This is a genomic window from Achromobacter sp. UBA2119 (genome assembly GCF_002331005.1).
Taxonomy (GTDB): Bacteria; Pseudomonadota; Gammaproteobacteria; order Burkholderiales; family Burkholderiaceae_B; genus Achromobacter; species Achromobacter animicus.
Genome location: NZ_DCYD01000019.1, coordinates 360,336 through 383,572 on the forward strand (window position 1 = coordinate 360,336; position 23,237 = coordinate 383,572).

19 protein-coding genes and 1 riboswitch are annotated in these 23,237 nt (G+C 65.8%); of the genes, 12 read left to right on the forward strand and 7 right to left on the reverse strand.

Features of this window, described 5'->3' with window-relative positions; all coding sequences use genetic code 11:
- Positions 1-28: 28 nt before the first annotated feature.
- Positions 29-877, forward strand: a complete 849-nt coding sequence (locus B3098_RS25145; protein WP_218344232.1) for a class I SAM-dependent methyltransferase — start codon at positions 29-31, stop codon at positions 875-877.
- Positions 878-1,084: 207 nt separating this feature from the next.
- Here the strand turns inward: B3098_RS25145 and B3098_RS25150 are convergent, their stop codons facing one another.
- Entirely contained in the window at positions 1,085-2,146 is a 1,062-nt protein-coding gene (locus B3098_RS25150) for a LacI family DNA-binding transcriptional regulator (RefSeq protein WP_239212803.1), read from the reverse strand.
- 112 nt (positions 2,147-2,258) lie between these two features.
- On the opposite strand from B3098_RS25150, the gene B3098_RS25155 reads away from it, so the two are divergent.
- From B3098_RS25155 to B3098_RS25175, 5 genes are all read left to right on the forward strand, one after another.
- Positions 2,259-3,281, forward strand: a complete 1,023-nt coding sequence (locus tag B3098_RS25155) for a TRAP transporter substrate-binding protein (RefSeq protein WP_286899727.1) — start codon at positions 2,259-2,261, stop codon at positions 3,279-3,281.
- Between the two features lie 11 nt (positions 3,282-3,292).
- The gene (locus tag B3098_RS25160) at positions 3,293-5,173 is read left to right on the forward strand and encodes a TRAP transporter large permease subunit (RefSeq protein ID WP_175121126.1); all 1,881 of its coding nucleotides are present in this window, start codon (positions 3,293-3,295) and stop codon (positions 5,171-5,173) included.
- 66 nt (positions 5,174-5,239) lie between these two features.
- The gene (locus B3098_RS25165) at positions 5,240-5,779 is read left to right on the forward strand and encodes a VOC family protein (RefSeq protein WP_286899730.1); all 540 of its coding nucleotides are present in this window, start codon (positions 5,240-5,242) and stop codon (positions 5,777-5,779) included.
- Positions 5,780-5,803: 24 nt separating this feature from the next.
- Positions 5,804-7,081 carry a ribulose-bisphosphate carboxylase large subunit family protein gene (locus B3098_RS25170; protein WP_286899731.1) on the forward strand — a complete coding sequence of 426 codons (1,278 nt, stop codon included), beginning with the start codon at positions 5,804-5,806 and terminating at the stop codon, positions 7,079-7,081.
- Positions 7,078-8,493 (forward strand): four-carbon acid sugar kinase family protein, encoded by a 1,416-nt coding sequence (locus tag B3098_RS25175; RefSeq protein ID WP_286899732.1) that lies wholly within the window; start codon positions 7,078-7,080, stop codon positions 8,491-8,493. The genes B3098_RS25170 and B3098_RS25175 overlap by 4 nt, the downstream gene beginning before the upstream one ends.
- Before the next feature lie 136 nt (positions 8,494-8,629).
- On the opposite strand, the gene B3098_RS25180 is transcribed toward B3098_RS25175, so the two are convergent.
- On the reverse strand, positions 8,630-11,011 hold the full coding sequence (locus tag B3098_RS25180) for a DNA internalization-related competence protein ComEC/Rec2 (protein ID WP_286899733.1): 2,382 nt from the start codon (positions 11,009-11,011) through the stop codon (positions 8,630-8,632).
- Between the two features lie 232 nt (positions 11,012-11,243).
- Between B3098_RS25180 and B3098_RS25185 the strand changes: the two genes are divergently transcribed.
- From B3098_RS25185 to B3098_RS25200, 4 genes are all read left to right on the forward strand, one after another.
- Positions 11,244-12,167, forward strand: a complete 924-nt coding sequence (locus tag B3098_RS25185; protein WP_279972111.1) for a LysR substrate-binding domain-containing protein — start codon at positions 11,244-11,246, stop codon at positions 12,165-12,167.
- 153 nt (positions 12,168-12,320) lie between these two features.
- Positions 12,321-13,298: a Bug family tripartite tricarboxylate transporter substrate binding protein gene (locus B3098_RS25190; protein ID WP_286899734.1), complete on the forward strand. Its 978-nt coding sequence runs from the start codon at positions 12,321-12,323 to the stop codon at positions 13,296-13,298.
- A 46-nt stretch (positions 13,299-13,344) separates the two neighbouring features.
- Positions 13,345-14,634, forward strand: a complete 1,290-nt coding sequence (locus B3098_RS25195; RefSeq protein WP_286899736.1) for a M28 family peptidase — start codon at positions 13,345-13,347, stop codon at positions 14,632-14,634.
- 143 nt (positions 14,635-14,777) lie between these two features.
- On the forward strand, positions 14,778-15,227 hold the full coding sequence (locus tag B3098_RS25200; RefSeq protein ID WP_175138322.1) for a PA2169 family four-helix-bundle protein: 450 nt from the start codon (positions 14,778-14,780) through the stop codon (positions 15,225-15,227).
- A 249-nt stretch (positions 15,228-15,476) separates the two neighbouring features.
- Here B3098_RS25200 and B3098_RS25205 read toward each other — a convergent pair whose 3' ends face one another.
- Positions 15,477-16,112 (reverse strand): glycoside hydrolase family 19 protein, encoded by a 636-nt coding sequence (locus B3098_RS25205; RefSeq protein ID WP_286899738.1) that lies wholly within the window; start codon positions 16,110-16,112, stop codon positions 15,477-15,479.
- 193 nt (positions 16,113-16,305) lie between these two features.
- A riboswitch (TPP riboswitch) is annotated at positions 16,306-16,438 on the forward strand.
- Between the two features lie 31 nt (positions 16,439-16,469).
- Between B3098_RS25205 and thiM the strand changes: the two genes are divergently transcribed.
- On the forward strand, positions 16,470-17,285 hold the full coding sequence (thiM, locus tag B3098_RS25210; protein WP_286899739.1) for a hydroxyethylthiazole kinase: 816 nt from the start codon (positions 16,470-16,472) through the stop codon (positions 17,283-17,285).
- Between the two features lie 74 nt (positions 17,286-17,359).
- The gene (locus B3098_RS25215) at positions 17,360-19,480 is read left to right on the forward strand and encodes a 5'-nucleotidase C-terminal domain-containing protein (RefSeq protein WP_286899740.1); all 2,121 of its coding nucleotides are present in this window, start codon (positions 17,360-17,362) and stop codon (positions 19,478-19,480) included.
- A 42-nt stretch (positions 19,481-19,522) separates the two neighbouring features.
- On the opposite strand, the gene B3098_RS25220 is transcribed toward B3098_RS25215, so the two are convergent.
- The 4 genes from B3098_RS25220 to B3098_RS25235 form a co-directional block, all read right to left on the reverse strand.
- Positions 19,523-20,281 carry an ABC transporter ATP-binding protein gene (locus B3098_RS25220; RefSeq protein ID WP_286899742.1) on the reverse strand — a complete coding sequence of 253 codons (759 nt, stop codon included), beginning with the start codon at positions 20,279-20,281 and terminating at the stop codon, positions 19,523-19,525.
- On the reverse strand, positions 20,278-21,162 hold the full coding sequence (locus B3098_RS25225; RefSeq protein WP_279972316.1) for an iron chelate uptake ABC transporter family permease subunit: 885 nt from the start codon (positions 21,160-21,162) through the stop codon (positions 20,278-20,280). Before B3098_RS25225 ends, B3098_RS25220 begins: the two co-directional genes overlap by 4 nt.
- 94 nt (positions 21,163-21,256) lie before the next feature.
- Entirely contained in the window at positions 21,257-22,249 is a 993-nt protein-coding gene (locus B3098_RS25230; protein WP_279972126.1) for an ABC transporter permease, read from the reverse strand.
- Positions 22,250-22,277: 28 nt separating this feature from the next.
- Positions 22,278-23,228, reverse strand: coding sequence for a siderophore ABC transporter substrate-binding protein (locus tag B3098_RS25235; RefSeq protein WP_279972127.1), 951 nt, complete (start codon positions 23,226-23,228; stop codon positions 22,278-22,280).
- Positions 23,229-23,237 lie beyond the last annotated feature (9 nt).

The following is a 23,237-nucleotide window of genomic DNA, read 5'->3' on the forward strand; positions in this document are numbered from 1 at the left end:
GCACCCCACGCAATAACGGAGAGTCACCATGTCCATTTCCTCCCTTGCCACCAGTGACGTGCGCGAAACCGCACAGCCCGACCTGGCCGCCTTGAAGACCCGCCAGCAGGGCACCTGGTCCTCCGGGGACTACGCCGTCGTCGGCACCACGCTGCAGATCGTAGGAGAACAGCTTTGCGAAGCCCTTGATGTCCGCGCCGGGCAGAAGGTGCTGGATGTTGCCGCCGGCAACGGCAATGCCACGCTGGCCGCCGCCCGCCGCTGGTGCGACGTCACGTCGACCGACTACGTGCCCGCGCTGCTCAGCCGCGGCCGCGAGCGCGCCGCCGCGGAACGCCTGAAGATCGAATTCCAGGAGGCCGACGCCGAGGCGCTGCCCTTCCCCGACGCCGCGTTCGACGTCGTCATGTCGACCTTCGGGGTGATGTTCACGGCAGACCAGGACAAGGCCGCTTCCGAACTGATGCGCGTGTGCAAGCACGGCGGCAAGATCGGCCTGGCCAACTGGACACCCGACGGCTTCATCGGCCAGATCTTCAAGACCATCGGCAAGCACCTGCCCCCGCCCGCCGGCGTCAAGTCGCCCGCGCTGTGGGGAACCAAGGCGCGCATCGAAGAGATGTTCGGATCGCAAGCCGCGTCGATTCAGTGCGAACCGCGCCACTTCGTGTTCCGCTACCGCTCGCCCGAGCACTGGATGCAGGTTTTCAAGACCTACTACGGCCCGCTGCTCAAGGCCTTCGGCGCGCTGGAACCCGCGGCGCAGACGGCGCTGACCGCCGATATCACCGCGCAGATCGAACGCTTCAACCGCTCCGGCGATTCGGCGGTCGTGGTGCCCAGCGAGTACATGGAAATCGTGATCACCCGCCGGTGATCGCGCGGCAGACCCCGCCTCGCAAGCGGCGGGATCGGCCTGGCGGTCGGCTGTGTGGTCCATGGCGCAGCGCCTTCACGGCCGTCCGCCGGCAAGCGCCGGGCAACCGTTGTAGAGGAACCATCCGTTGAAGTAGGCAGCGGCGTGCCCCGCCGCTGCCGCACTGGGTGCGAGCCCATAGTCGAAATAATACGCCCGCCCCCACCCCTACGGCAGGTTCTCCCGGAATATCACCTGGCTGCGCGCCAATTCCACCCCATTCATCGCGCTGCGCTTATCCCGCAGATTGCTGAAAATGCGCACGCAGCTCATCAGCGCTTCCATCGGGCTTTGCGTGATCACCGCGTCCATCGTGCCGTCGATCAGCAGCGAACGCGTGTCCGGCGTCAGTCCATGCCCGATGAAAACAACCCGGTGCTGCTGTCCTGCTTCTTTCAGCGCGCGGGCCACCCCGTCTGACGCGCCGCCGATGTTGTAAATCCCGGCAAGCTGCGGATACTGCTCCAGCAACTGCCGCGTCTGTTCGTAGTTGCGCTGCGCGTCGTCATAGCCTTCGCGCAGGTCCACCACCTGCATGGCTTGGAATTGTTCGGCGTAGAGCTGCAGAAATCCGCTTTCCCGCTCTTCATGGGCGCGGTAATGCCGCGACCCCGCGATCAGCGCCACATGCGCCGCGCGCATACCGATAAAGCGCGCGATCAGATAGCCGGCCGTGCGCCCGGCGGCCCGGTTGTCCAATCCCACGTAAGCCGTGCGCGCGCTGTTGGCGATGTCCGAGATCAGCGTCACCGTCGGCACGCCCTGCTGCGCCAGCGCATTCACGGCCTCGCGCACCACGGGGTGCTCCAGCGCCATGAACGCAATTCCGTCGGCCCGCTTGCCATGTTTGGCCAGCGCCTGCGCCAGCGCGTCGGGATTGAAGCTTTCCACGTACTCGACATGGCACTTGGCATTTAACGGCGCAAAGTGCTCGTGCGCAAAGTTGACGGTATCGCCCAGCATGCGCAGATAGCGATTGCTGCCGCGCGGCAGCAGGAACACCAGCCGCATCGGCTCGGGCGCGGGGGCCGCGTACGCCTCGTCGTCCGGCAGGTAATCCAGTTCGATGGCGGCCTTGAAGACCTTTTGCGCCGTGGCCGGGCGCACGCCGGGCCGGCGATTGAGCACGCGATCGGCCGTGGCCGTCGACACGCCCGCGCGGGCAGCCACGTCCGCCAGCTTGGCGAGTCCACGAGAGGAAGCGCTTCTATTCACATCAAAAACCATCATGAATAAGATTTGACGATGATAGCGCCTATTCACTATTGTCCACAGTGCCGCAGGGCTAAGGCGGTTTTGTGGCACATCAAAAAACATCATAAGAAAGACAATGGAGACAACCATGAAGCTGCTTGCTCGCCGCAGTGCCCTGCGCCGCCTTTGCGCGGTTCCCGCCCTCGCCGTCGCCGGCACCGGCTTTCCGCTGATCGCCCGCGCCGCCGATTTCTCGCTCAAGTACGGCAACAACCTGCCGGTGACGCATCCGCTGAACATCCGCGCCCAGGAAGCGGCCGAACGCATCCTCAAGGAAAGCAACGGCCGCGTCGACATCAAGATCTTCCCGAACAACCAGCTTGGCGGCGACACCGACATGCTGGCTCAGGTGCGTTCCGGCGGCATCGACTTCTTCACGCCGTCCGCCCTGGTGATCGCCACGCTGGTGCCGGTGGCCGCCATCAACGCCGTCGGTTTCGCATTCAAGGACTACGACCAGGTCTGGAACGCCATGGACGGCGCGCTGGGCGCCCACGTGCGCGCCGCCATCGCGCAGCGCAAGCTCTACGCCTTTGAAAAGATGTGGGACAACGGCTTCCGCCAGACCACCAGCAGCAAGGGTCCGGTCAACACGGCCGCCGACATGGACGGCCTGAAGATCCGCGTGCCGGTGAGCTCGCTGCCGATCTCCATGTTCAAGGGCCTGGGCGCCGCGCCCGCCAGCCTGCAGTTCAGCGAGGTCTACTCGTCGCTGCAGACCAAGGTGGTGGACGCGCAAGAAAACCCGCTGCCCATCATCCAGGTCGCCAAGCTGTACGAAGTGCAGAAGTACTGCTCGCTGACCAAGCACATCTGGGACGGCTACTGGTTCATCGCCAACGGCCGCATGTGGGAAGGCCTGCCCGCCGACCTGAAGACGGTGGTGGCGCGCGGCATCAACGAAGCCGGCCTGGCCCAGCGCGAAGACATCAAGAAGCTCAACGCCTCGGTGCAGGCAGACCTGGAATCCAAGGGTCTGGTGTTCAACCAGCCGTCCGCCGACAGCTTCCGCGAACAGCTGCGCACCGCGGGCTTCTACAAGGAATGGCAAGGCCGGTTCGGCAATGAGGCCTGGGGCCTCTTGGAGCAGTCCGTCGGCAAGCTGGCCTGAGGTCGCGCGCCATGTCCTCCCTGTCCGCTCCCCACGCCGCGGCGCCCGCGCTGCCGGCCAATCCCCTGCGCCGGGCGGCCGGCGCGCTCGACAGCGTGTTGGGCACCGTGGTCGAACACGTTGCCGCGGCCATCGTGCTGGTCGAGATCCTCGTCCTGTTTGCGGGCGTGGTGGCGCGCTACGCGTTCCACAGCCCGCTGGTCTGGTCCGACGAACTGGCTTCGATCCTGTTCCTTTGGCTGTCCATGCTGGGCGCCGTCGTGGCGTTGCGGCGCGGCGAGCACATGCGCATGACGGCGCTGGTGAACAACGTCAGCCCGGCGCGGCGCGCGCAGCTTGAAACCGCAGCGCTTGCCGCGTCGCTGGCGTTCCTGGTGCTGATCCTGGCGCCCGCCATCGAGTACGCGCATGAAGAACACTTCATCATCACGCCGGCGCTGGAACTGAGCAACGCGTGGCGTGCCTCGGCGATTCCGGTCGGCATGGGCCTGATGGGCGTCATTGCGCTGCTGCGCCTCTTGCGCACGCAGCCGCTGCCGCAGGTGGCGATGGCGCTGGCTGGCGTGGCGGCGGTCGTGGGCCTGTTCTGGCTCGCGCAGCCCCTGTTCTCCGGACTGGGCAAGCTGAACCTGGTGATCTTCTTCGTGGGCATCGTCGCCGCAACCGTATTTTCGGGCGTGCCGATCGCATTCTCGTTCGCGCTGGCCACCTTCTCGTACCTGGCGCTGACCACCAACACGCCGATGGTCGTCATGGTAGGCCGGCTGGACGAAGGCATGTCGCACCTGATGCTGCTCGCGGTGCCGCTGTTCATCTTCCTGGGCTCGCTGATCGAAATGACGGGCATGGCGCGCGCCATGATCCAGTTCCTGGCCAGCCTGCTCGGCCACGTACGCGGCGGACTGTCCTACGTGCTGATCGGCGCCATGTATCTGGTGTCCGGCATCTCGGGCTCGAAGATAGCCGACATGGCGGCCATCGCGCCCGTGCTGTTCCCCGAAATGAAAAAGCGCGGCGCCAAGCCTGGCGATCTGGTCGCCCTGCTGTCCGCCACCGGCGCGCAGACCGAGACGATTCCGCCGTCCATCGTGCTCATCACCATCGGCTCGGTGACGGGCGTGTCGATCGCCGCGCTGTTTACGGGGGGCCTGCTGCCCGCCGTCGTGCTGGGCCTGGCCCTGTGCGGCGTGGTCTGGTGGCGCTACCGCAAAGAAGACCTGAGCCTCGTCCAGCGCTTCACCTTCAAAGAGATCGGCCGCTTCTTCATGATCGCGCTGCCCGCCGTGGCCCTGCCGTTCGTGATCCGCGCCGCCGTCGTCGAAGGCGTGGCCACCGCCACCGAAGTCTCCACCATCGGCATCGTGTACTCCGTCGTCGTGGGCCTTGTGATCTACCGCTGCTTCGACTGGGCTCGTGTCAAGCCCATGCTGATCGAGACCGCGTCCCTGTCCGGCGCCATCATGCTGATCGTGGGCTGCGCCACCGCGATGGCGTGGGCGTTGACGCAATCGGGCTTCTCGGGCGATCTGGCCAAGCTGATGGCGGGCATGCCCGGCGGCAGCTACGGCTTCCTGGCCGTCTCCATCGTGGCCTTCATCATCCTGGGCAGCGTGCTGGAAGGCATCCCCGCCATCGTGCTGTTCGGCCCGCTGCTGTTCCCGATCGCGGTGCAGGCCGGCGTGCATGAAGTCCATTACGCGATGGTCGTGATCTTCGCCATGGGCATCGGCCTGTTCGCCCCGCCCTTCGGCGTCGGCTACTACGGCGCCTGCGCCATCAGCCGCGTCGATCCCAACGAAGGCATCCGCCCGATCTGGGGCTATATCGGCGCGCTGCTGATCGGCCTGATCGTCGTCGCCGCCTTCCCCTGGTTCTCCATCGGTTTCCTGTGACCCAGCGCGGCCCCTTGCGGGCCGCGCCCTTCCCGTCTCTCAGCCACCCTTTTATAAAGATCCAACATGAGTCGTTTCCTGGGCGAGATCCGCCAACTCGGTTATGTCGTGCACGACATCGAAGCCGCCATGGACTACTGGAGCACCAAGCTCGGCGTGGGTCCCTGGTACTACAACCCGCGCGTGCCCATCGTCAATTACCAATACGACGACAAGGGCTATGAACCGCACAACTCCGTCGCCCTGGCCAACTCCGGCTATGTGCAGGTCGAACTGATCCAGACCCGCAACGACGTGCCCTCCATGTACCGCGACTTCCTGCAAGCCGGCCGCACCGGCCTGCAGCACGTCGCCTACTGGACCGAAAGCTACGACGCCGACCTGGAGCGCCTGCTTGCGCAAGGCTTCAAGCCCAAGATGAGCGGTGAAGTCGGCGAGAAAGGCCGCTTCATCTACTTCGACACCGAATACCACCCCGGCACCGTCATCGAGCTCTCCGAAGTGGCCGGCCCCAAAGGCCGCCTCTTCGACCTGATCCGCGAAAGCTCGGTGAACTGGGACGGCAAGGACCCTGTCCGCGCCTTCCCCGACCTGAGCCGCCTCTGATACACCCCTGCCGCACACGCCACCATGAATTCCCAATCGTTTACCGCCACCTACCTGATTGAGACCCCCGTCGACCCCGCCAAGGTTGCGGAGGTCATGGCCAGCGAGCAGTCCTGCGGCACCTTCACGCGCGTGCAGGGCGAAACGGACGAACTGCGCGCCCGCGCCCGCGCCCGGATCGAATCCATCGAGACGCTGGAAACGGTCGACACGCCCAGCCTGCCCAATGCGTATCTCGCGCGCCAGCCGGGCGGCATGCCCGGCAAATTCCAGCGCGCGCGGATTCGCATCGCATTTCCCGTCGCCAACGTGGGCGCCAACCTGCCCACGCTGGCCGCCACGGTCGGCGGCAATCTGTACGACTTGGGCGAAGTCACCGGCCTGCGGCTCGAAAGCATGGAGCTGCCCGCCAACTACCGCGCGCAATTCGACCTGCCCCAGGTCGGCATCGCCGGCACGCGCGCGCTGACCGGCGTGGACAAGGGTCCGCTGGTCGGCACCATCATCAAGCCAAACGTCGGCCTCTCGCCCGAGCAGACTGCGCACCTGGTGGCGCAGCTGTGCGCGGCCGGCGTGGACTTCATCAAAGACGACGAGGTGTGCGCCAACCCGGCCCACGCCCCGCTCGCCCAGCGCGTCGCCGCAGTGATGGCCGTGGTGCGCGCGCACCGCGAACGCACCGGCCGCAACGTGATGGTCGCGTTCAACATCACCGATGAAACCGACGCCATGCGCCGCCACGCCGACCTGATCGAACGCGAAGGCGGCACCTGCGTCATGGCCAGCCTGAACTGGTGCGGCTATTCCGCCATCCAGACTTTGCGCCGCAGCACGCCGCTGGCGCTGCATGGTCATCGCAATGGGTTCGGCGCGCTATCGCGCCATCCGCTGCTGGGCATGGGATTCCAGGCGTATCAGACGCTGTGGCGGCTGGCCGGTGTGGACCACATGCACGTGCATGGGTTGCAAGGCAAGTTTTCGCAGGAAGACAGCGAAGTCGTGGACTCGGCGCGCGATTGCCTGGCGTCGCTGACCCCGGGGATCGACGACGCCGTCATGCCTGCTTTCTCGTCGGGTCAGTGGGCCGGGACCGTGCCCGCGACCTGGGCGGCCGTGCGCAGCGACGATCTGCTGTTCATGTCGGGCGGGGGCATTCTGGCGCATCCGGATGGTCCGGCGGCTGGGGTGCAGAGCATTCGTCAGGCGTGGCACGCCGTGCGGGACAACGCGCGCCTGGAGGACTACGCCCGCAACGCGCCGGAACTGCAGCGTGCGCTCGACTTCTTCGGCAACCGCGAATGACGAACGACGCGCGCAGCGCGCCCACGCCGCAGGTGTGCTGGTATGGCGACGACTTCACCGGCGCCACAGACACGCTCGCCGAGGTCGCCCGGGCGGGCCTGCGCAGCCTGCTGTTTTTGGGCGTGCCTTCTTCTTCGCAACTGGAACGTGCCGGGCCATTGGATGCCATCGGCATCGCGGGCGCCGCGCGTGGGATGGCGCCGGCGGAGATGGTCGAGGAACTGCGCGCGGTTGGCGCGTTCATGGCCAGCACCGGCGCGCGCGTACTGCATTACAAGTGCTGTTCCACCTTCGACAGCGCACCGCATGTCGGCAGCATCGGCGTGGCGGTGCGCGAGCTGCGTCGGCACTTTGCGAACCCTCTCGTGCCGATCGTTGGCGGGCAGCCCAGCATTGGCCGGTATTGCAGCTTTGGAAACCTCTTTGCGCGCGCGGGGTCTGCGCCCGAGATTCATCGCATCGATCGCCATCCCGTGATGAGCGTGCATCCCGTCACGCCGATGCACGAGGCGGATTTGCGGCGGCATTTGGAGGCGCAGGGGTTGGAGAGCGTGCGGTCGGTGCCGCATGTTGCGTATCCTTCGGTTTTGGGTGTGGGTGCGGACATGGGTCCGGAGACGGGTGCAAACCCGGCTACGAATTCGGTTGCGGATTCAACCGCGAGGTCGACGGCGCTTGATGCATGGATCGATGAGGTCATCGAAAGCGCGGACGGGCCGCTGCTGCTGGATCTGGTGGAGAACTCGCAGCTTGCCGTGATCGGCCGCCTGATTCAACGCGCCGCCTCCCGCGCGCCGCTGTTGGCCGTCGGTCCAAGCAGTGTCCAACAGGCGCTGGCCCGCGCATGCTCTGCTGGGCATACCGGCGCCGCACAGGCAAAGCCGCTCGGCCCCGCCAACGGCCCGGTGCTCGTTGTCGCGGGCAGCCTGTCGCCGGTCACCGCCCGGCAGATCGCCGCTTGCGAGAGCTATACGCGCCAGCCGTTGCAGGTGGAGCGCTTACGTTCCGATGCGGACTACGTCGCACAACAAGTCGCTCTGACCACTGCTACGCTGGCCGCGGGCCGCAACGTGCTCGTGCACACCGACAGGCCCACCGGCACGGTCAACGCTGACCAAACCGCCGCCACCGCCCGTGGCACTGCCAGGCTGGTCGCGGATATCGTGCGCGCCAGCGCCAAGGCCGGCCATCGGCTGAACCGCATCGGCATCGCCGGTGGCGATACCTCAAGTCAGGCCACGCTTGCCTTGGGGTTATGGGGGCTGGCGTTCCGATGCGTGCTGGCGCCCGGCGTGACGGTCAGCGTGGCGCGCAGCGACGATCCGGTGACCGACGGCGTTGAGCTGATGCTCAAGGGCGGACAGATGGGCGGGGATCGGTTGTTTGATGCGTTGGCGGCCGGCAACGGCTAGGCGCTTGCCAGCTTTATGCTCCCTGGCGAAAGATCCCGCTTTCCACTGTATCCGGTCAAACGGGAGCCCCGCAACCTGCCGCGTCGCGGCGCACTCGGTGAATGGCGAATGCCCTGACGACCTTTGCATGCGATATCTACCGGCCGTGCCAGTACCGCTTCGCCGATTCCCGCTGGCCCCACACGGTCAACCCCTGCGGCGTCGCTTCGGCCATCACCGCCCCGTCCTTGTCGCTGCGCCAGAACCTTCCGCCAGCCCGCATCCACCGCAACTCCACCGCCCGCGCCGGATGCTTGAACCGGTTCAGGTGGCCCGCCTGCGCGATGACGTGCTTGGCCTGGGAAGCCGCCACCAATTCACGGCTGGACGACGACGACGAACCGTGATGTGGCGCCAGCACGACGTCGGAAGCCGCAAGCCCCTGCTCGACCAGCGCCCTCTCCTGCGCCACTCCGACATCTCCCGTCAGCAACAGCGAATGCTCCTTGCCCTCCACGCGCAGCACGCAACTGTCGGCATTGCGGTCATCCGCCTTTCGTGTGCGTTCTGACGGCCCCGGATGCAGGAAGGTGAACACCACCCCATCCGCCTCCCAGCGCCCTCCCCGTTCGCACCGCACCATCTCATCGGGCAAGACCGGCTGCGCGTTGCCCACGTCCGGCCACATACGGGCGTCCCGCCGCACGTAGGCCGGCAGATCGAAAGACGTGTAACTTCGCGCCACCGGCGCCGCCGCCAGCACCGCACGCGTGCCGCCGACATGATCCATATCCGCGTGCGACAGCACCAGCACGTCCAGCCGTCCGATCCCCCGGGCCTGCAAGAACGGCGCGACCACCCGTTCGCCCGCATCGCTGCCGCCATAGCTGCGCGGCCCGGCGTCAAACAATAACGACTGGCTGGCCGTCTCCACCAGGATCGCGCTGCCCTGCCCCACGTCCATCGCGCTCATGCGCCAGTAGCCGGGTTCGGGCTTGTCCGGCCGCCAGAACAGCAACGGCAACATGCAGACCCATCCCAGATGACGCCCCGGCCACCCGCGTGCCTGCAACGCCCACGCCATGCCCGCGACCGCCAGCAGCAGCCACATCCAACCAGCGGCCGCAACCGGCACGCTGGCCCAGCTTGCGTTGCCCACCCATGCCACGGGCACCATGGTGAGGTCGAAACTGTCCAGTCCTGCGTGCCCTGCCCATGCCGCCAACGTCTCGGCACCCGGCAGGCACGACAGCGCCGCGCACAGCAACGCCAGCGGCGTCACGATAAAGGTCACAACGGGTATGGCCACGGCATTGGCCAAAGGCGAGCCCAGCGACACCTGATGCACCAGATATGCCAGCAACGGCATCAGCCCAATCGTCACCAGCAATTGCACGCGCACGGCCTGCCCCAGCCGCGTCGCGCAGCGCGCGCGCCAGCCGGCGTCGACATCAATCGGCGCGGCAGCGATGCGCAACAACACTGCCACCGCGCCGAACGACAACCAGAAGCCCGCTGCCATTGGCGCCCACGGGTCCAGCGCCACCACGGCTGCCGCTGCACACGCCAGCACACGACCGCCCGACAACGGCAGCCGAGACAACGCCGCCGCCAGCACCACCAGCAACATGAAGAACGTGCGGCGCGCCGGCACGCCCCACCCCGCAAGCAGGCAATACAACAGCGCAACCAACGCGGCCACCGCCCCGCCGGCGATGCGGGCCGGCATGCGCTCCGCCATTCCCACTCCTCGCCAGCGCAGACGTCGCCACAGCGCCGACGCGAGCAGACCGCCAATGCCCGCAATCGATGTCACATGCATGCCGCTGATCGACACGAGATGCGTGATGCCGCTGCGGTTGAATATCCGCCAGTCGTCGCGCGACACACCAGCCTGATCGCCAATTGCCAACGCAATCAGCACCGGCGCATAACGATGCTCGCCCAGCGCCGCACGCATGCCTTCGCGCACGTGGTGCCGCGCGCGTTCGATCGCGATGCCGGGCGACGCCCACGGCCGATCGTCCAGCAGCACAGGCTGTCCGCGCACCGTGCCGGTCGCGCGAACGCCGTGGGCAAACATGCGCCCCTCCGTGTCCGGCCCGGCGGGATTGAGCAGTCCGTGCGGTCTGCGCAACACCAAAGCCATGCGCCATACCTGACCCGGCAGCACCTGCGGCACGGTCTGGTTGGTGCCGGCCCCCGCCTGCCACGTGACCTGGATGTGCGAAGGGATACCGGGACGCGCGGGCGAATCAAGCTCCGCCAGGAAGCGCAGCCGGTTCGCATCGCCATCGGGCAGTCCCACCACGCGCACCACCAGCCGCGAGACCTGATCCTGGTGCTCGTCGGCCAGCGCGTCGTCCAGGCGGTGTTGCGCTTGCAGGGCTGCGTTGACAAGACCGGCGCAAAAGCCCAGCGCCAAGGCCGCCAGCACACGCGATAAAGGATACCGGGCGCGCGCCCATGCCACGCACGACGCGACGCCAATGGCGGCAAGCAGCCACAGCACGAGCGCACTGGGCAAGCGCGGCGACATTTGCACCAGTCCCGCACCGGCAATGAACGCAAGGCAGAACGATCGGCCCGTAATGGCTTTCTCCTGAAAAGAGAAAGCGTAGGAGGCCCCAGGATCGGTGGATGAGCCAGTGAACGGATTGATCCACCTCGGCTAACCGCCATTGTCCGGGCGTGCGAAGTACAGTAGCGCGACGTCAGCGCCGAATCAGCGCCAAATCAGACCCAAACCCAGCACCCACTTACCACCTGGCATGAAAGGCACCCGCAATTCCCTCTCCTCGCTACGCATCTTCCTGACCGCCGCCGAAACCCTGAATTTCAGCCGCGCAGGCGAAGCATTGAATCTGACCCAAAGCGCGGTCAGCAAACACATTGCGGCCCTGGAGGACAGATTAGGCACGGCGCTTTTCAAGCGCATGCCCGCCGGCCTGCGGCTGACCTATGCCGGCGCCCTATATCTGGAACGCATCAGCGCGGCAGTGCGCCTCATCGACGAGGCGGACGCGCTGGTCGCCAATCCCGCCTCACGCGTCGCCCTGAACGTGGCGGTGTCGCCGTCCTTTGCGCAGTTTTTCTTGCTGCCCAGGTTGTCCGAATTTTTCGAACTGCACCCCGAGATCCGCGTCAACATCCGTCCTCGCCTGCTGCATGCGCGCGACCGCTCGGAACGGTTCGACGCGGAAATCCAGCTTCATACGGGCTATGTGTCCGGCATGAGCGCACAGTATCTCTGCGGCCGTGAGATGACGCTGGTCGCGGCGCCGTCGCTGCTGGATCGCCATCCCGTCAAGTCGGTGGATGACATCACCCAATTGCCGCTGCTCAAGCGTGCCCAGCGCGGATACGGCTGGGACGAATGGCGAGCCGACGTCGCTCCGCTGTGGTCCGGCCCTGCCGCCACGGCGCCAGAGTACGAAGGCTTTTCGATCCTGCTGCCTGCCGTGCTGAATGGATTGGGTGCGGGCATCATGCCGTTGTGCATGGTGCTGGACCATCTGGAATCCGGACAGTTGGTCCGGCCGTTCGGAGAGACGGTGGAAGGCCGCTACGGCTATCACCTCATGCAGCCCCGGCCCAACATTGGCGGGCCGTATTGCCAGGCGTTCTGCGACTGGGTCATCGCGCAAGGCCGGGACCTGAATCTTCGAACGCGACGCTACGCGGGAATTGCGTAGCGCGCAGTGCGCCCGCTCCGTCAGTTCACCACGCTCCAAAGCGCCCGGATTTCGGTATTCCCATTTGGAATATCCCATGCGCATACTTCCTTTGCCCATGGAAAATGCAGCCACCACAATGACGTAAATTATTCATGGATCACCATAAAAATCATGTTCAAGTGGAAAAAACTGCTGGCCGCCCTGGCCATCCCTACGGCCGTGGCCGCCGCACAAACGGCATCCGCCGCCTATCCCGATAAACCCGTCAAGATCGTCGTACCGTACTCGGCGGGAGGCAGCTCGGACGTGGTCGCCCGCGCCATCAGCGACCAGTTGAGCGCCCAGCTGGGCCAGTCCGTCATCGTGGAAAACCGCGCCGGCGCGGGCTCGATGCTGGGAACCGCCTATGTGGCCACCGAAGCGCCCGACGGCTACACGCTGCTGCTCGCCGACGTCCCATTCACCATCGTCCCGGCGCTGTACAAGGATCGCGTGAAGTACGACGCGAAGAAGGACTTTGCGCCGATCACGCTGCTGGGCCTGTCGCCGATGTACCTGTTCGTGAATCCCGGGTTCGAGGCGCAGGACGTTCCGACGCTGGTGAAGACCGCCACCGCCAAGCCGGACACCATCTCCATCGGCTCGGGCGGCAACGGTTCGTTGACCCATCTGATGGCCGAGCTGTTCATGCAGGACACCAAGGTCAAGCTCGCGCACATCCCCTACAAGGGCGCGTCCGCGTCGGTCAATGACCTGGCCGGCCGCCAAATCGACGCCAGCTTCACCACCATGGCCTCTGCCGTGGCCCTCTTTCAGAGCGGCAAGATCAAGCCGATCGCCGTGTCGTCACCCGCACGGCAGGCGGATACGCCGGATGTCCCGACGTTTCAGGATCTCGGCTATCCGGGGCTGACCGTGCAAAGCTGGTGGGGGCTCGTTGCTCCGGCCGGAACGCCCGAACCCGTGCGTCAGAAGCTGTCGGATGCCATGGCCAAGGTCATGCAGTCCGAGCCCGTCAAGCAGCGACTGGCCAGCGTTGGCATGAACCTGCCGCCGGACACCAGCGCGGCCGCGCTGAACGCGCTGCTGGCGCAGGACTTTGCGCGCTGGGCCGACCTGGTGCAGCGCGCCAATATCACCTTCGAATAACAACATTGCAGCGCCGCGCGGCATGCGTGCGGCGTCGGAGACATCCATGACGACACCCTGGCAACAGGCGGCTGCAGACGACGCGGCCCTGATGAGCGATTTCCAGACCATTTGCGGCTTCGGCGGACGCCTGTCCGGCACCGGGCAGGACGAGGCGGCCATGGACTGGGCACTCGGCCGTCTTCGCGAGATCGGATCCGATGTGCGGCGCGTACCAGTGCCCTACGACGGGTGGCGTTGCCTGTCCAGCAGTCTGACGCTGCTGGGCGACACGCCCATCGACCTGGAATGCGTACCCCTGCTGCGCTCGGCCTCCACGAACGGACAGGGGCTGGAAGGCGTGATCCTGGATCTGGGCGCGGGCCGTCCGGAGGACTTTGAACGCGCCGGCGAATCCGTGCGCGGCAAGATCGTGCTGGTGCGCCATGAGTTTCCGTTCTCGCAAACGCACGTTCACCGTCGCCGCAAATACGACATGGCGGTGGCACAAGGGGCCGCTGCCTTCCTCATCGCCAACCCGCTGCCGGGCGCCGGCCCCTTGTCCGGTTCCTCTGGCCGTCCTCGTGACGGGGCGGGCATCCCCGCAGCCTACATCGGCCACGAGGCGGCTTCGGCATTGACGGCGGAAGTCGGCGCGCGAGTCCGGCTGCATATCCGGGGCGAGGAGCTACGCGATTCGATGGCGTGCGCCGGCGTCCTGGACCTGCCTGGCGGCCGCGAAAGCCGTATCGTCATCAGCGCCCACATGGACGGTCACGACCTGGGCCGAAGCGCGCTGGACAATGCCACGGGCGTCGCCGTCGCGCTGGCTGCGGCACGGCTGCTCGCCAGGCAATTGGGTCCGAACACGCCCGGGCTGCGCATCTGCTTCTTCACCGCCGAGGAATGGGCGCTGGCCGGTTCGGCGCGCTACCTGGCCGACTTGCCCGTTGCGGAGCGTGACCGCCTGAAGCTCGACATCAATCTGGACACCGTGGCGGGCGACGACACCCTCTGCGCGCTGATCAGCGACTATCCGGCGCTAGCGGGCGTGGTCAATGACACGGCGGCGCGCGCTGGTGTGCCGGTCTCGCACTGGCTGCCGTTCATGCCGAATTCGGACCACGCCAATTTCGCCAAGCACGGCATCCCCGCCTTGCGGCTGGTGGCAGGCTTCGAGAAGCCCGAATCGCGCGTGCGCCATATCCTGTCGCGCGGCGACCTGCCGGACATCATTCGGGAAGACGAAATGCGCAACGCCTTGGCGGTCACCTGCGCGATGGCGTCGCTGGCGCTGGAGATGACCGACGAGGAACTTGATGCGCTGAAAGCCGGCTCCACATGTCCGCGCGTCTGACGTGTCTAACGCGAAAGGATGATCACAAAGGCGATCAGCCAAATGATCGCACTGGCCCTTGCTCACCCAGGCACGCCACTTGCTGAGTCTCCAATTCCCAGGCGGCCTGCGCCGCCTGTTCCTTCCAAACCAAGGAGACCAACATGGCTGAACATGTAATTAAGGTGCTGAACAATCTGATCGAGACGTCGAAGAACGGCGAAAAGGGCTTTGCCGCGGCGGCTGAAGATGCGAAGGCGCCCGAGATGCAGGAGCTGTTCCGCAACCGTTCGCGCGACTGCGCGGCCGGCGCCACGGAGTTGCAAACCCTGGTGACCCAACTGGGCGGCGAGCCCGAGGACAGCGGCACGGTGGCCGGCGCCATGCATCGTGGCTGGACCAACATCAAGGCGGCGGTATCCAGCCGCACCGACCTGACGCTGCTCGAGGAATGCGAGAAAGGCGAGGACGTGGCCAAGGCGGACTACGAAAAGGCGCTCAAGGAAACGCTGCCTGACAACGTGCGCGCTGTTGTCGAACGCCAATATCAGGGCGTGCTGCGCAACCACGACCAGATCCGTGATCTGCGCAATCGTTTCCGCGCAGCGACGTAAGCACCTCAAGCTGCAATACGCGTGGTATTGAAACCGCCCGCCCGCCGCACCCTGCGCCGGGCGGGCGTTGTATTGCATGGCTTCGGCTGCGTAAGCATGCCGGGCTAATAATGCGCCGGCGCATGACGTGCAGTTTCTTCAATGCGTCCGCAAACCCTAGTCACGCTGGCCATACGTGATCTGACGATTCCGGATGTGGCGACTGCCGCCGGACAAGGCTATCCGAAGCGCCGACGCGGACCGGCGCCTTCACCGCATCAGCTCGGCATAAACCTGCTTGAACAACGCAAAACGATCCTTCAGACCCACCAGCCCGCCATTGATCCGCCGCGTGATCCTGGCGAAATCCTCCAGGTCATCGTCATGCGTGCGGTCGTCAGCCAACTCATTTAGCCCGCGCGACTGCCAATACCACCCGGCACTCATCGCAGCCCATTTCGGATCGGACAGTAACTCGGGCGTTTCAAGCAAATTGACGCCCATGGCGTCGCCGGCCGAATCGTAATTGCTGCGCCCCGTCAGCTGGATGATTCCTCTTCCCCGATACCGGAACCCGTCGTTGCTTTGCGCATCGCCATTACCCATCCGGTTCGCATACACCAGATTCGCCAGTCCTTGCGGATTGTTCACATACGGCATGGCCGACGCCTCATCGGGAAATCGCTTTGGCCACACCTTGGTCAACCGCGCGGCAGTTGAGTAATTAAGGTTTTCCTCGATCCGGTTGTACTGGCCCGACTCATACCCCGTTTGCGCCAGGAAGCTGGCGATGCGATCCGGGGTTTCGATTTCGTATTTCTGAAATGCGGGAGCCAATGCGTCGGCCCACGCAGCGGGGGCTTTGCAGTTGGGAAAGACGCGTTGAAGTTGTTCTGCACTCAGCATGGCGGTCACCTGCTTGCATAGGGAGTCATGGCGCCCCGCCGATACCGTCGCGTGTGCGTTCATCAAGGCGATCAGAGGCGGGTCAATGATTGTGAACCAGGCATAGCACCCGCCAATACCTCAAATTGAGTATGCAAAGCGATCCGGCACGAATTGGCCGCTTGACACCTCCCGGGTTCCGCCGGGAACATACGCCATCCACCCGGGGAGCTTCGCCAAGAAGCTGAGAATCCGTTGGTCTGCCATTGCCATGGCAGGCGATGCACGGCGACCCGTCGAACCTGATCCAGATAACGCTGGCGTAGGGATGGTGCGTGTGCCTCCGCATGCGCGTCCCACGCCCCGAGACCGCCCGGCATGACGCATCCCGACCTGCATTCCCTCGCCCGCCAGTCCCAGGACCTCCTCGCCGCCGTCCGCCGCGACGCCCCGCTGGTGCAGTGCCTGACCAATTTCGTCTCCATGAACTACGCGGCCAATGCGGTGCTCGCCATCGGCGCATCGCCCGCGATGGTGCACGCCGAGGAAGAGGCGCCCGAGTTCGCCCGCTTCGCCGGCGCGGTGGTCATCAACATCGGCACGCTGTCTTCGCCTTGGCTGCGCAGCATGCTATTGACCGCGCAAGCCGCGGCAGAAGCCGGCACCCCCTGGGTCCTGGATCCCGTGGCGCATCACGCCACCGCCTTTCGCCGCGATGCCATCCAACAACTGCTGGACCTTGAACCCGCCATCATCCGGGGCAACGCATCCGAGATCATCGCCTTGGCCGGCGGCCACAGCGCCGGCAAGGGCGTGGACGCCCGCGACGCCGTGGCGCAGGCCGAGCAGTCAGCCCACGACATCGCCGCGCGCCGCAAGAGCGTGGTGGCGGTCACCGGCGAAGTCGATTACGTCACGGACGGCACGCGCGCGGTACGTATTGCGGGCGGGTCGCCGCTGATGCCACGCGTGACCGCCACCGGCTGCGCGCTCAGCGCGGTGGTCGGCGTCTTTGCCGCCGTATCGAAAGACGATCCCTATATGGCGGCGGTGGCCGCGCTGTCGTGCTTTGGCATCGCAGGCGAGCGCGCCGCGCCACATGCCGACGGGCCGGGCTCTTTCGCATGGCGGTTCCTCGATGCGCTGGCGGCGCTGGACGCGGATTGCCTGACTCGGGAATCCCCGCTTCGTTGATTTGACCCCGTGCATGTCACGGGTAGGTCACACACCGTCCCCAAAATTCCTCCCTTCAACACGGAGGAAAGACGGTGAAGCCAAACCTACGCAAGATCTTTGCAGTGACCGCCAGCTTTGCGCTGGTGGCCGGCCTGTCCGCCTGCGGCGGCGATGACGATGACGACGACACCACCGCGCCCGAGACCCCGCCGCAGGCCAGCGTGCCCCAAGGCACGACGCTGGACCTCGCGATCCTGGGCACGACCGACCTGCACGCCAATGTGCTGGGTTACGACTACTACAAGCTCGCCGAGGACAAGAGCTACGGCATGGACCGCACGGCCACGCTGATCGCCAATGCGCGCAAGCAGTATCCGAACACGCTGCTGCTGGACAACGGCGACACGGTGCAGGGCACGGCGCTGTCGGACTACCAGGCGCTGGTGTCGCCGGTGCAGTGTTCCGACATGATCGCGATCTACAAGCAGATGAAGCTGCTGTCGTACGACGCGGCCACGATGGGCAATCACGAGTTCAACTACGGCCTGCCCTATCTGTCGCAGATCACCAATGTGGACTTCGGTCTGGCCGGCATCACCAAGGGCACGGCGCAGACCAACCCGGCGGGCGCCAAGGATTGCGCGGCGCCGGCGTTCCCGTTCGTGTCGGCCAACGTCGTCTCGGCGGCCTCCAAGCAGCCGATCTTCAAGCCTTATGTGCTGCTGGAAAAGACCTTCACCGCCACCAACAGCGCGGGCAAGTCCATCGACGTGCCGCTCAAGGTGGGCGTGATCGGCTTCGCACCGCCGCCCATCATGCAGTGGGACAAGGCGAATCTGGAAGGCCACGTGGAAGTCACGGGCTGGAAGGAGACCGCGGCGCGCTACGTGCCGGAAATGAAGGCCGCGGGCGCGGACCTGGTGGTGGCGCTGGCGCACGGCGGCATCGACCTGGCCACGCCCTACAGCCCCGACATGGAGAACGGCGCGGGCTATCTCAGCCACGTGCCCGGCATCGACGCGCTCATCACGGGCCACCAGCATCTGCTGTTCCCCGACACGAACGAGAAATCGCAGTTCGCGGGGCAACCCGGTGTCGAGCTGGCAAAGGGCCTGATCAATGGCGTGCCGACCGTGCAGGCCGGCCAGTGGGGCAACAACCTCGGCCAGATCACGCTGAAGCTCGCGTATGACCAGGGCTGGAAGGTGCAGAAGGAGGCGACGCAGGTGCAGCGCATCTCCACGCGCCTGACCGCGCAAAGCGGATCCACGCCGGCGACCTACGTGGCGCCCGACGCGGCCGCACAGCAGCTGGTTCAAGCCGAGCACGCCGCGACGATCGACTACGTGAAGACGCCGATCGGCCAGAGCCAGTTCGACATGGCCACGTACTACGCGTTGGCCGGCGACGTGTCCGCGCTGCAGATCGTGAACATGGCGCAGATCGATTACCTGACGGACTACATCGCCAAGAACAGCCCGTCGTACGCGGGCCTGCCGATCCTGTCGGCCGCCGCGCCGTTCAAGGGCGGGCGCAACGGTCCCGGCGACTTCACGTATGTGAAGCAAGGCAACGTCGCGATCAACAACGCGGCCGACCTGTACCTGTACCCCAACACGCTGCAAGTCGTGCGGGTCAGCGGCGACATCGTGCGCCAATGGCTGGAAAAGACGGCCGAGCAGTTCAAGCAGATCGACCCCGCACAGGTCGCGCCGCAGGATCTGATCGACACCGGCTTTCCGACGTTCAACTTCGACGTGCTGTATGCGGCCGGCAATGCGCTGCAGTATGAAATCGACGTGACCAAGCCGAAGGGCTCGCGCATCACGGCGCTGACGTACAACGGCACGCCGCTGGATCTGAATGCGCAATTCCTGGTGGTGACCAACAACTACCGCGCCAGCGGTGGCGGCGACTTCCCCGGCCTGGCCGGCGGCAAGGGCGACATCGTGCTGCAGGCGCCGGACGCCAGCCGCGACGTGTTGATCAGCTACATCAAGAAGAACCCCACGCTCGACCTGGCCACCTACGGCCTGGACCGCAGCTGGCGTTTCGCGCAGGTCAGTTCGCTGGCCGGACCGGTGGTGTTTTCGTCGGTGCCGGGCACGCTGGCGATGGCCACGGCGCATGACGTGACCAACGTGTCGGTGTTTGATGCCACGCCCGATCCCGTGACGCAGCTGTCGCGTTATGCGATCGATCTGACGCAGTAAGCGGTTCGATCCGGCGGGCGCCCTGCAGTGGGGCGCCCCGCCTCAGCGGTAGTACACGCAGATGCGCTTGCCGCCGATCTCATGCACGTCGATCGGCAGTTCGTACAGATCGCTCAGCACGTCGGGCCGGATCAATTCCGCCGGCGTGCCGTGCCGGGCGATCCGCCCCTGCCGCATTGCCACGATGCGGTCCGCGTAGCTGGACGCAAAGTTGATGTCGTGCAGCACCAGCACCACCGTCTTGCCCAGTTCATCAGCCGCGCGCCGCAAGGTGCCCATCATGGCGACGGCATGCTTCATGTCCAGGCTGTTCAAGGGCTCGTCGAGCAGCACGTAGCGCGTGTCCTGGCACAGCACCATCGCCACGAACGCGCGCTGGCGCTGGCCGCCGGACATCTCGTCCAGATAGCGGTCCGCGAGCGGCTCCAGGTTCAGGTACGCAATGGCCTGGTCGATGTGGACCTTGTCATCCATCGTCAGCCGCCCGCCCGTGTGCGGGTAGCGGCCAAACGCCACCAGGTCTTTCACCGTCAGCCGCAGCGGCAGGTGGTTATCCTGGCGCAGGATGGCCAGGCGCCGCGCCAGTTCCCGGCTGTCGGCGCGCGTGACGTCCAGGCCTTCCACCAGCACGCGGCCCGCGCTCATCGGCAGCAGCCGGCTCACCATCGACAGCAACGTCGACTTGCCCGCCCCGTTCGGCCCGATGATGGCGGTGACGCCGCCGGCCGGCAGGTCAAGGCTGACATCGTCGATCACGACGGTGTCGCCGTACTGCTTGCTGACGTTCTGGATTTCTATCATCGGCGCCCCCTGCGCAAGATCAGGACGAGAAACATCACGCCGCCCACGAATTCAATCACCACGCTCACCGTAGTGTTCAGCCCCAACACGCGCTCCAACAGCGTCTGGCCGCCCACCAGGAAGATGACGCTGAGCAGTGTCGCGGCCGGCACCGTGTACCGATGCCTGTCCGATCCCATGGCTTGGTACGCCAGGTTGCTGACCAGCAGACCAAAGAACGTCACGGGACCGACCAGCGCCGTCGAGACGGACACCAGCACCGCGATCGCCGCCAGGGTCACCATCAGCGTGCGGCGATAGTTCACGCCCAGGTTCAATGCCATATCGCGCCCCAGCGCCAGCACGTCGTAGCGCCGGCGCATGCGCCAAACGAAAAGCGACGCGGCCCAGACTGCCCCAAAAGCGATTGGCAGCAACTCCACGCGCACCGAATTGAAACTGGCGAACATGCGGTCCTGCAGCACCAGGAATTCATTCGGATCGATCAGCCGCACCACGAAGCTCGACAGGCTGCGAAACAGCAGTCCGAAGATGATGCCCACCAGCATCATCAAATGCAGGCTGCGCACGGCGTCGGAGAACAGCCAGCGGAACAGCAGGCACGCGAACGCGGTCATCGCGCACACTTCCAGCAGGAATGCGGCGACCGGATGATTGGCAGTCGCCGCCGCCTGCCCGAAGCCGAACACCACCACGGCCTGGATCAGCAGGTATAGGGCGTCGAAGCCCATGATGGCGGGTGTAAGGATCCGGTTGTGCGTGATGGTCTGGAACAGCACGGACGACACCGCCACCGCATACGCCACCAGCAGCATGGCCAGCAGCTTGCCGCCGCGAAAGGGAATGACGAACGACCACTGGCCGTTCGCGCCCAGCGTCATGAAGGCGACGATGCAGAGCAGCGCACCGGCGCCCAGCGCGGCAAGACGCCATGTCTGCGGCGGGCGTGCGGCCACGCGGGAAAGCGAAGAGACTTCAGCCAAGGCGGTTCCTCCGCGTGCGCAGCAGCCACAGGAACAGGATGCTGCCCAGCACGCCCACCACGGTGCCGATGGGAATCTCGTAAGGGTGGATGACCAGCCGGCCGATGATGTCGCAGGCCAGCACGAACACGCCGCCCAGCAATGCGACCCACGGAATGGCGCGTCGCATGTTGTCGCCCAGCACCAGGCTGACGGCATTGGGCACGATGAGGCCCAGGAACGGAATGCTGCCGGCCGTTACGACAACGACAGCCGAGATGGCGGAAACGATCAACAGGCCGACCAGCGTCAGCCGCGCATGGTTCAGTCCCAGGTTGGACGCAAACTCGCGGCCCATGCCCGCCACCGTATAACGGTCGGCGGCGGCATACGCGGCGCACGCCAGCGCAAAGCCGATCCACAGCAGTTCATACCTGCCGCGCAGCACGCCGGAGAAGTCGCCGGTGGTCCACGCATGCAGGGACTGCAACAGGTCGAAGCGATACGCCATGAAGGTGGTGACCGCCTGGATCACGCCACCCAGGATCAATCCGATCAGCGGCACGATGAATGGCGTGCGCAGCGGCACGCGGCGCAATAGCGCCAGAAACAGCAAGGTGCCCGCCAGCGCAAAACCCGTGGCCGTCACCATCTTGCCGATCACGGACGTATCGGGCGCCAGCAAGGTGACGACCAGGATGCCGAGAGTGGCGGATTCGACGGTGCCGGCCGTCGTGGGCTCCACAAAGCGGTTGCGCACCAGCATCTGCATGATGAGACCGGCAACCGCCAGCGCCGTGCCTGCCAGCAGCAGGGCAAGGGTGCGCGGGACGCGGCTGACCAGCAGCAGCCGCCACGCGCGCTCGCCCTCTTCGCCCCCGTTCCATAGCGCGGCCCAATGCATCTGGCCCGCGCCCAGGCTGATGCTGGCCACGCACAACAGCAGCAACACCACCACCACGGCCGTCAGGCCACCCCACCCGCTGATTGCGCGCCGCCAGTTCACCGGCAGCCCTTCCCGTCTTGCATGCTGCTTACTTTCCTTGCGACAACGCCGCGGCGATCTGATCCACGTTCTGCTGCATGGCCGTCAGGCCCGCGCTGCCGAGCAGATACCAGTTGAAGCCGTTCAGGTAGACCACGCGCTGGTTCTTCCACGCCTTGGTCGGACGCACCAATTCGTTATCCAGCATGCGCTGCGCCGACACGCCTTCGCGGCCGATGGCGGCGTCGCGGTCGATCACGAACAGCCAGTCCGGATCGGTCTGGGCAATGAACTCGAACGAAATCGCCTGGCCGTGGTTGGACACGTTCAGGCCCGTCGCTGCAGGCTTCACGCCGAAGGCGTCGTGGATCACGCCAAAGCGCGAGCCCGGACCGTAGGCGCTCATTTTGCCGCCGGTCGTCAGCACGATCAACGCGGTGCCGGCGTTGGCGGCCTTGCCTTTCAACGAAGCGATGGACGCGTCCAGCGCGGCCAGCTTCTCCTTGGCCACGCCTTCTTTGCCGTACAGTGCGGCCAGCGTTTCGGTGTTGCGCCGGACGCTGCCGACCAGATCCTTGGCGTCGACCGTCAGGTCCACGGTCGGTGCGATCTTGGACAGCTCGTCGTACTTGGGCGCGGAGCGGCCGGCCACGAAGATGACTTGCGGCGCAGCGGCGTGGATGACTTCGTAGTTGGGCTCGAACATCGTGCCCGCCTTCAGATACCGCTTGTCGGCGAACTGGCTGAGCTGCGGCGGCAGCTTGGCGGCGCTGGGCACGCCGATGGGGTCCACGCCTAGCGAGTGCAGGGTGTCCAGTACGGCCAGATCCAGCACGATCGTCTTGGACGGATTGGCCGGCACGGCGGTTTCGCCGCGTGCGTGCTTGACCGGCGTGGTGGACTGCGCGGCGCTCACGGCGGCCGCGGCGCTCAGTGCCAGCGCCACGCCGGCCCGGGTTGCCCAGCGGCGGGCGGCGCCCGCCTGTTTTCCATTGTTCATGCAAACCTC

Excerpts from the sequence above, each read along its gene's own strand:
- B3098_RS25185 (WP_279972111.1), top strand. The coding sequence starts at position 11,244 with ATGAAAGGCACCCGCAATTCCCTCTCCTCGCTACGCATCTTCCTGACC.
- B3098_RS25220 (WP_286899742.1), bottom strand. The coding sequence starts at position 20,281 with ATGATAGAAATCCAGAACGTCAGCAAGCAGTACGGCGACACCGTCGTG.
- B3098_RS25235 (WP_279972127.1), bottom strand. The coding sequence starts at position 23,228 with ATGAACAATGGAAAACAGGCGGGCGCCGCCCGCCGCTGGGCAACCCGG.
- B3098_RS25155 (WP_286899727.1), top strand. The coding sequence starts at position 2,259 with ATGAAGCTGCTTGCTCGCCGCAGTGCCCTGCGCCGCCTTTGCGCGGTT.
- B3098_RS25150 (WP_239212803.1), bottom strand. The coding sequence starts at position 2,146 with ATGATGGTTTTTGATGTGAATAGAAGCGCTTCCTCTCGTGGACTCGCC.
- B3098_RS25175 (WP_286899732.1), top strand. The coding sequence starts at position 7,078 with ATGACGAACGACGCGCGCAGCGCGCCCACGCCGCAGGTGTGCTGGTAT.
- B3098_RS25205 (WP_286899738.1), bottom strand. The coding sequence starts at position 16,112 with ATGCTGAGTGCAGAACAACTTCAACGCGTCTTTCCCAACTGCAAAGCC.
- B3098_RS25170 (WP_286899731.1), top strand. The coding sequence starts at position 5,804 with ATGAATTCCCAATCGTTTACCGCCACCTACCTGATTGAGACCCCCGTC.
- B3098_RS25180 (WP_286899733.1), bottom strand. The coding sequence starts at position 11,011 with ATGTCGCCGCGCTTGCCCAGTGCGCTCGTGCTGTGGCTGCTTGCCGCC.
- B3098_RS25160 (WP_175121126.1), top strand. The coding sequence starts at position 3,293 with ATGTCCTCCCTGTCCGCTCCCCACGCCGCGGCGCCCGCGCTGCCGGCC.
- B3098_RS25195 (WP_286899736.1), top strand. The coding sequence starts at position 13,345 with ATGACGACACCCTGGCAACAGGCGGCTGCAGACGACGCGGCCCTGATG.
- B3098_RS25190 (WP_286899734.1), top strand. The coding sequence starts at position 12,321 with ATGTTCAAGTGGAAAAAACTGCTGGCCGCCCTGGCCATCCCTACGGCC.
- B3098_RS25145 (WP_218344232.1), top strand. The coding sequence starts at position 29 with ATGTCCATTTCCTCCCTTGCCACCAGTGACGTGCGCGAAACCGCACAG.
- B3098_RS25200 (WP_175138322.1), top strand. The coding sequence starts at position 14,778 with ATGGCTGAACATGTAATTAAGGTGCTGAACAATCTGATCGAGACGTCG.
- B3098_RS25225 (WP_279972316.1), bottom strand. The coding sequence starts at position 21,162 with ATGACGCTGGGCGCGAACGGCCAGTGGTCGTTCGTCATTCCCTTTCGC.
- B3098_RS25165 (WP_286899730.1), top strand. The coding sequence starts at position 5,240 with ATGAGTCGTTTCCTGGGCGAGATCCGCCAACTCGGTTATGTCGTGCAC.
- thiM (WP_286899739.1), top strand. The coding sequence starts at position 16,470 with ATGACGCATCCCGACCTGCATTCCCTCGCCCGCCAGTCCCAGGACCTC.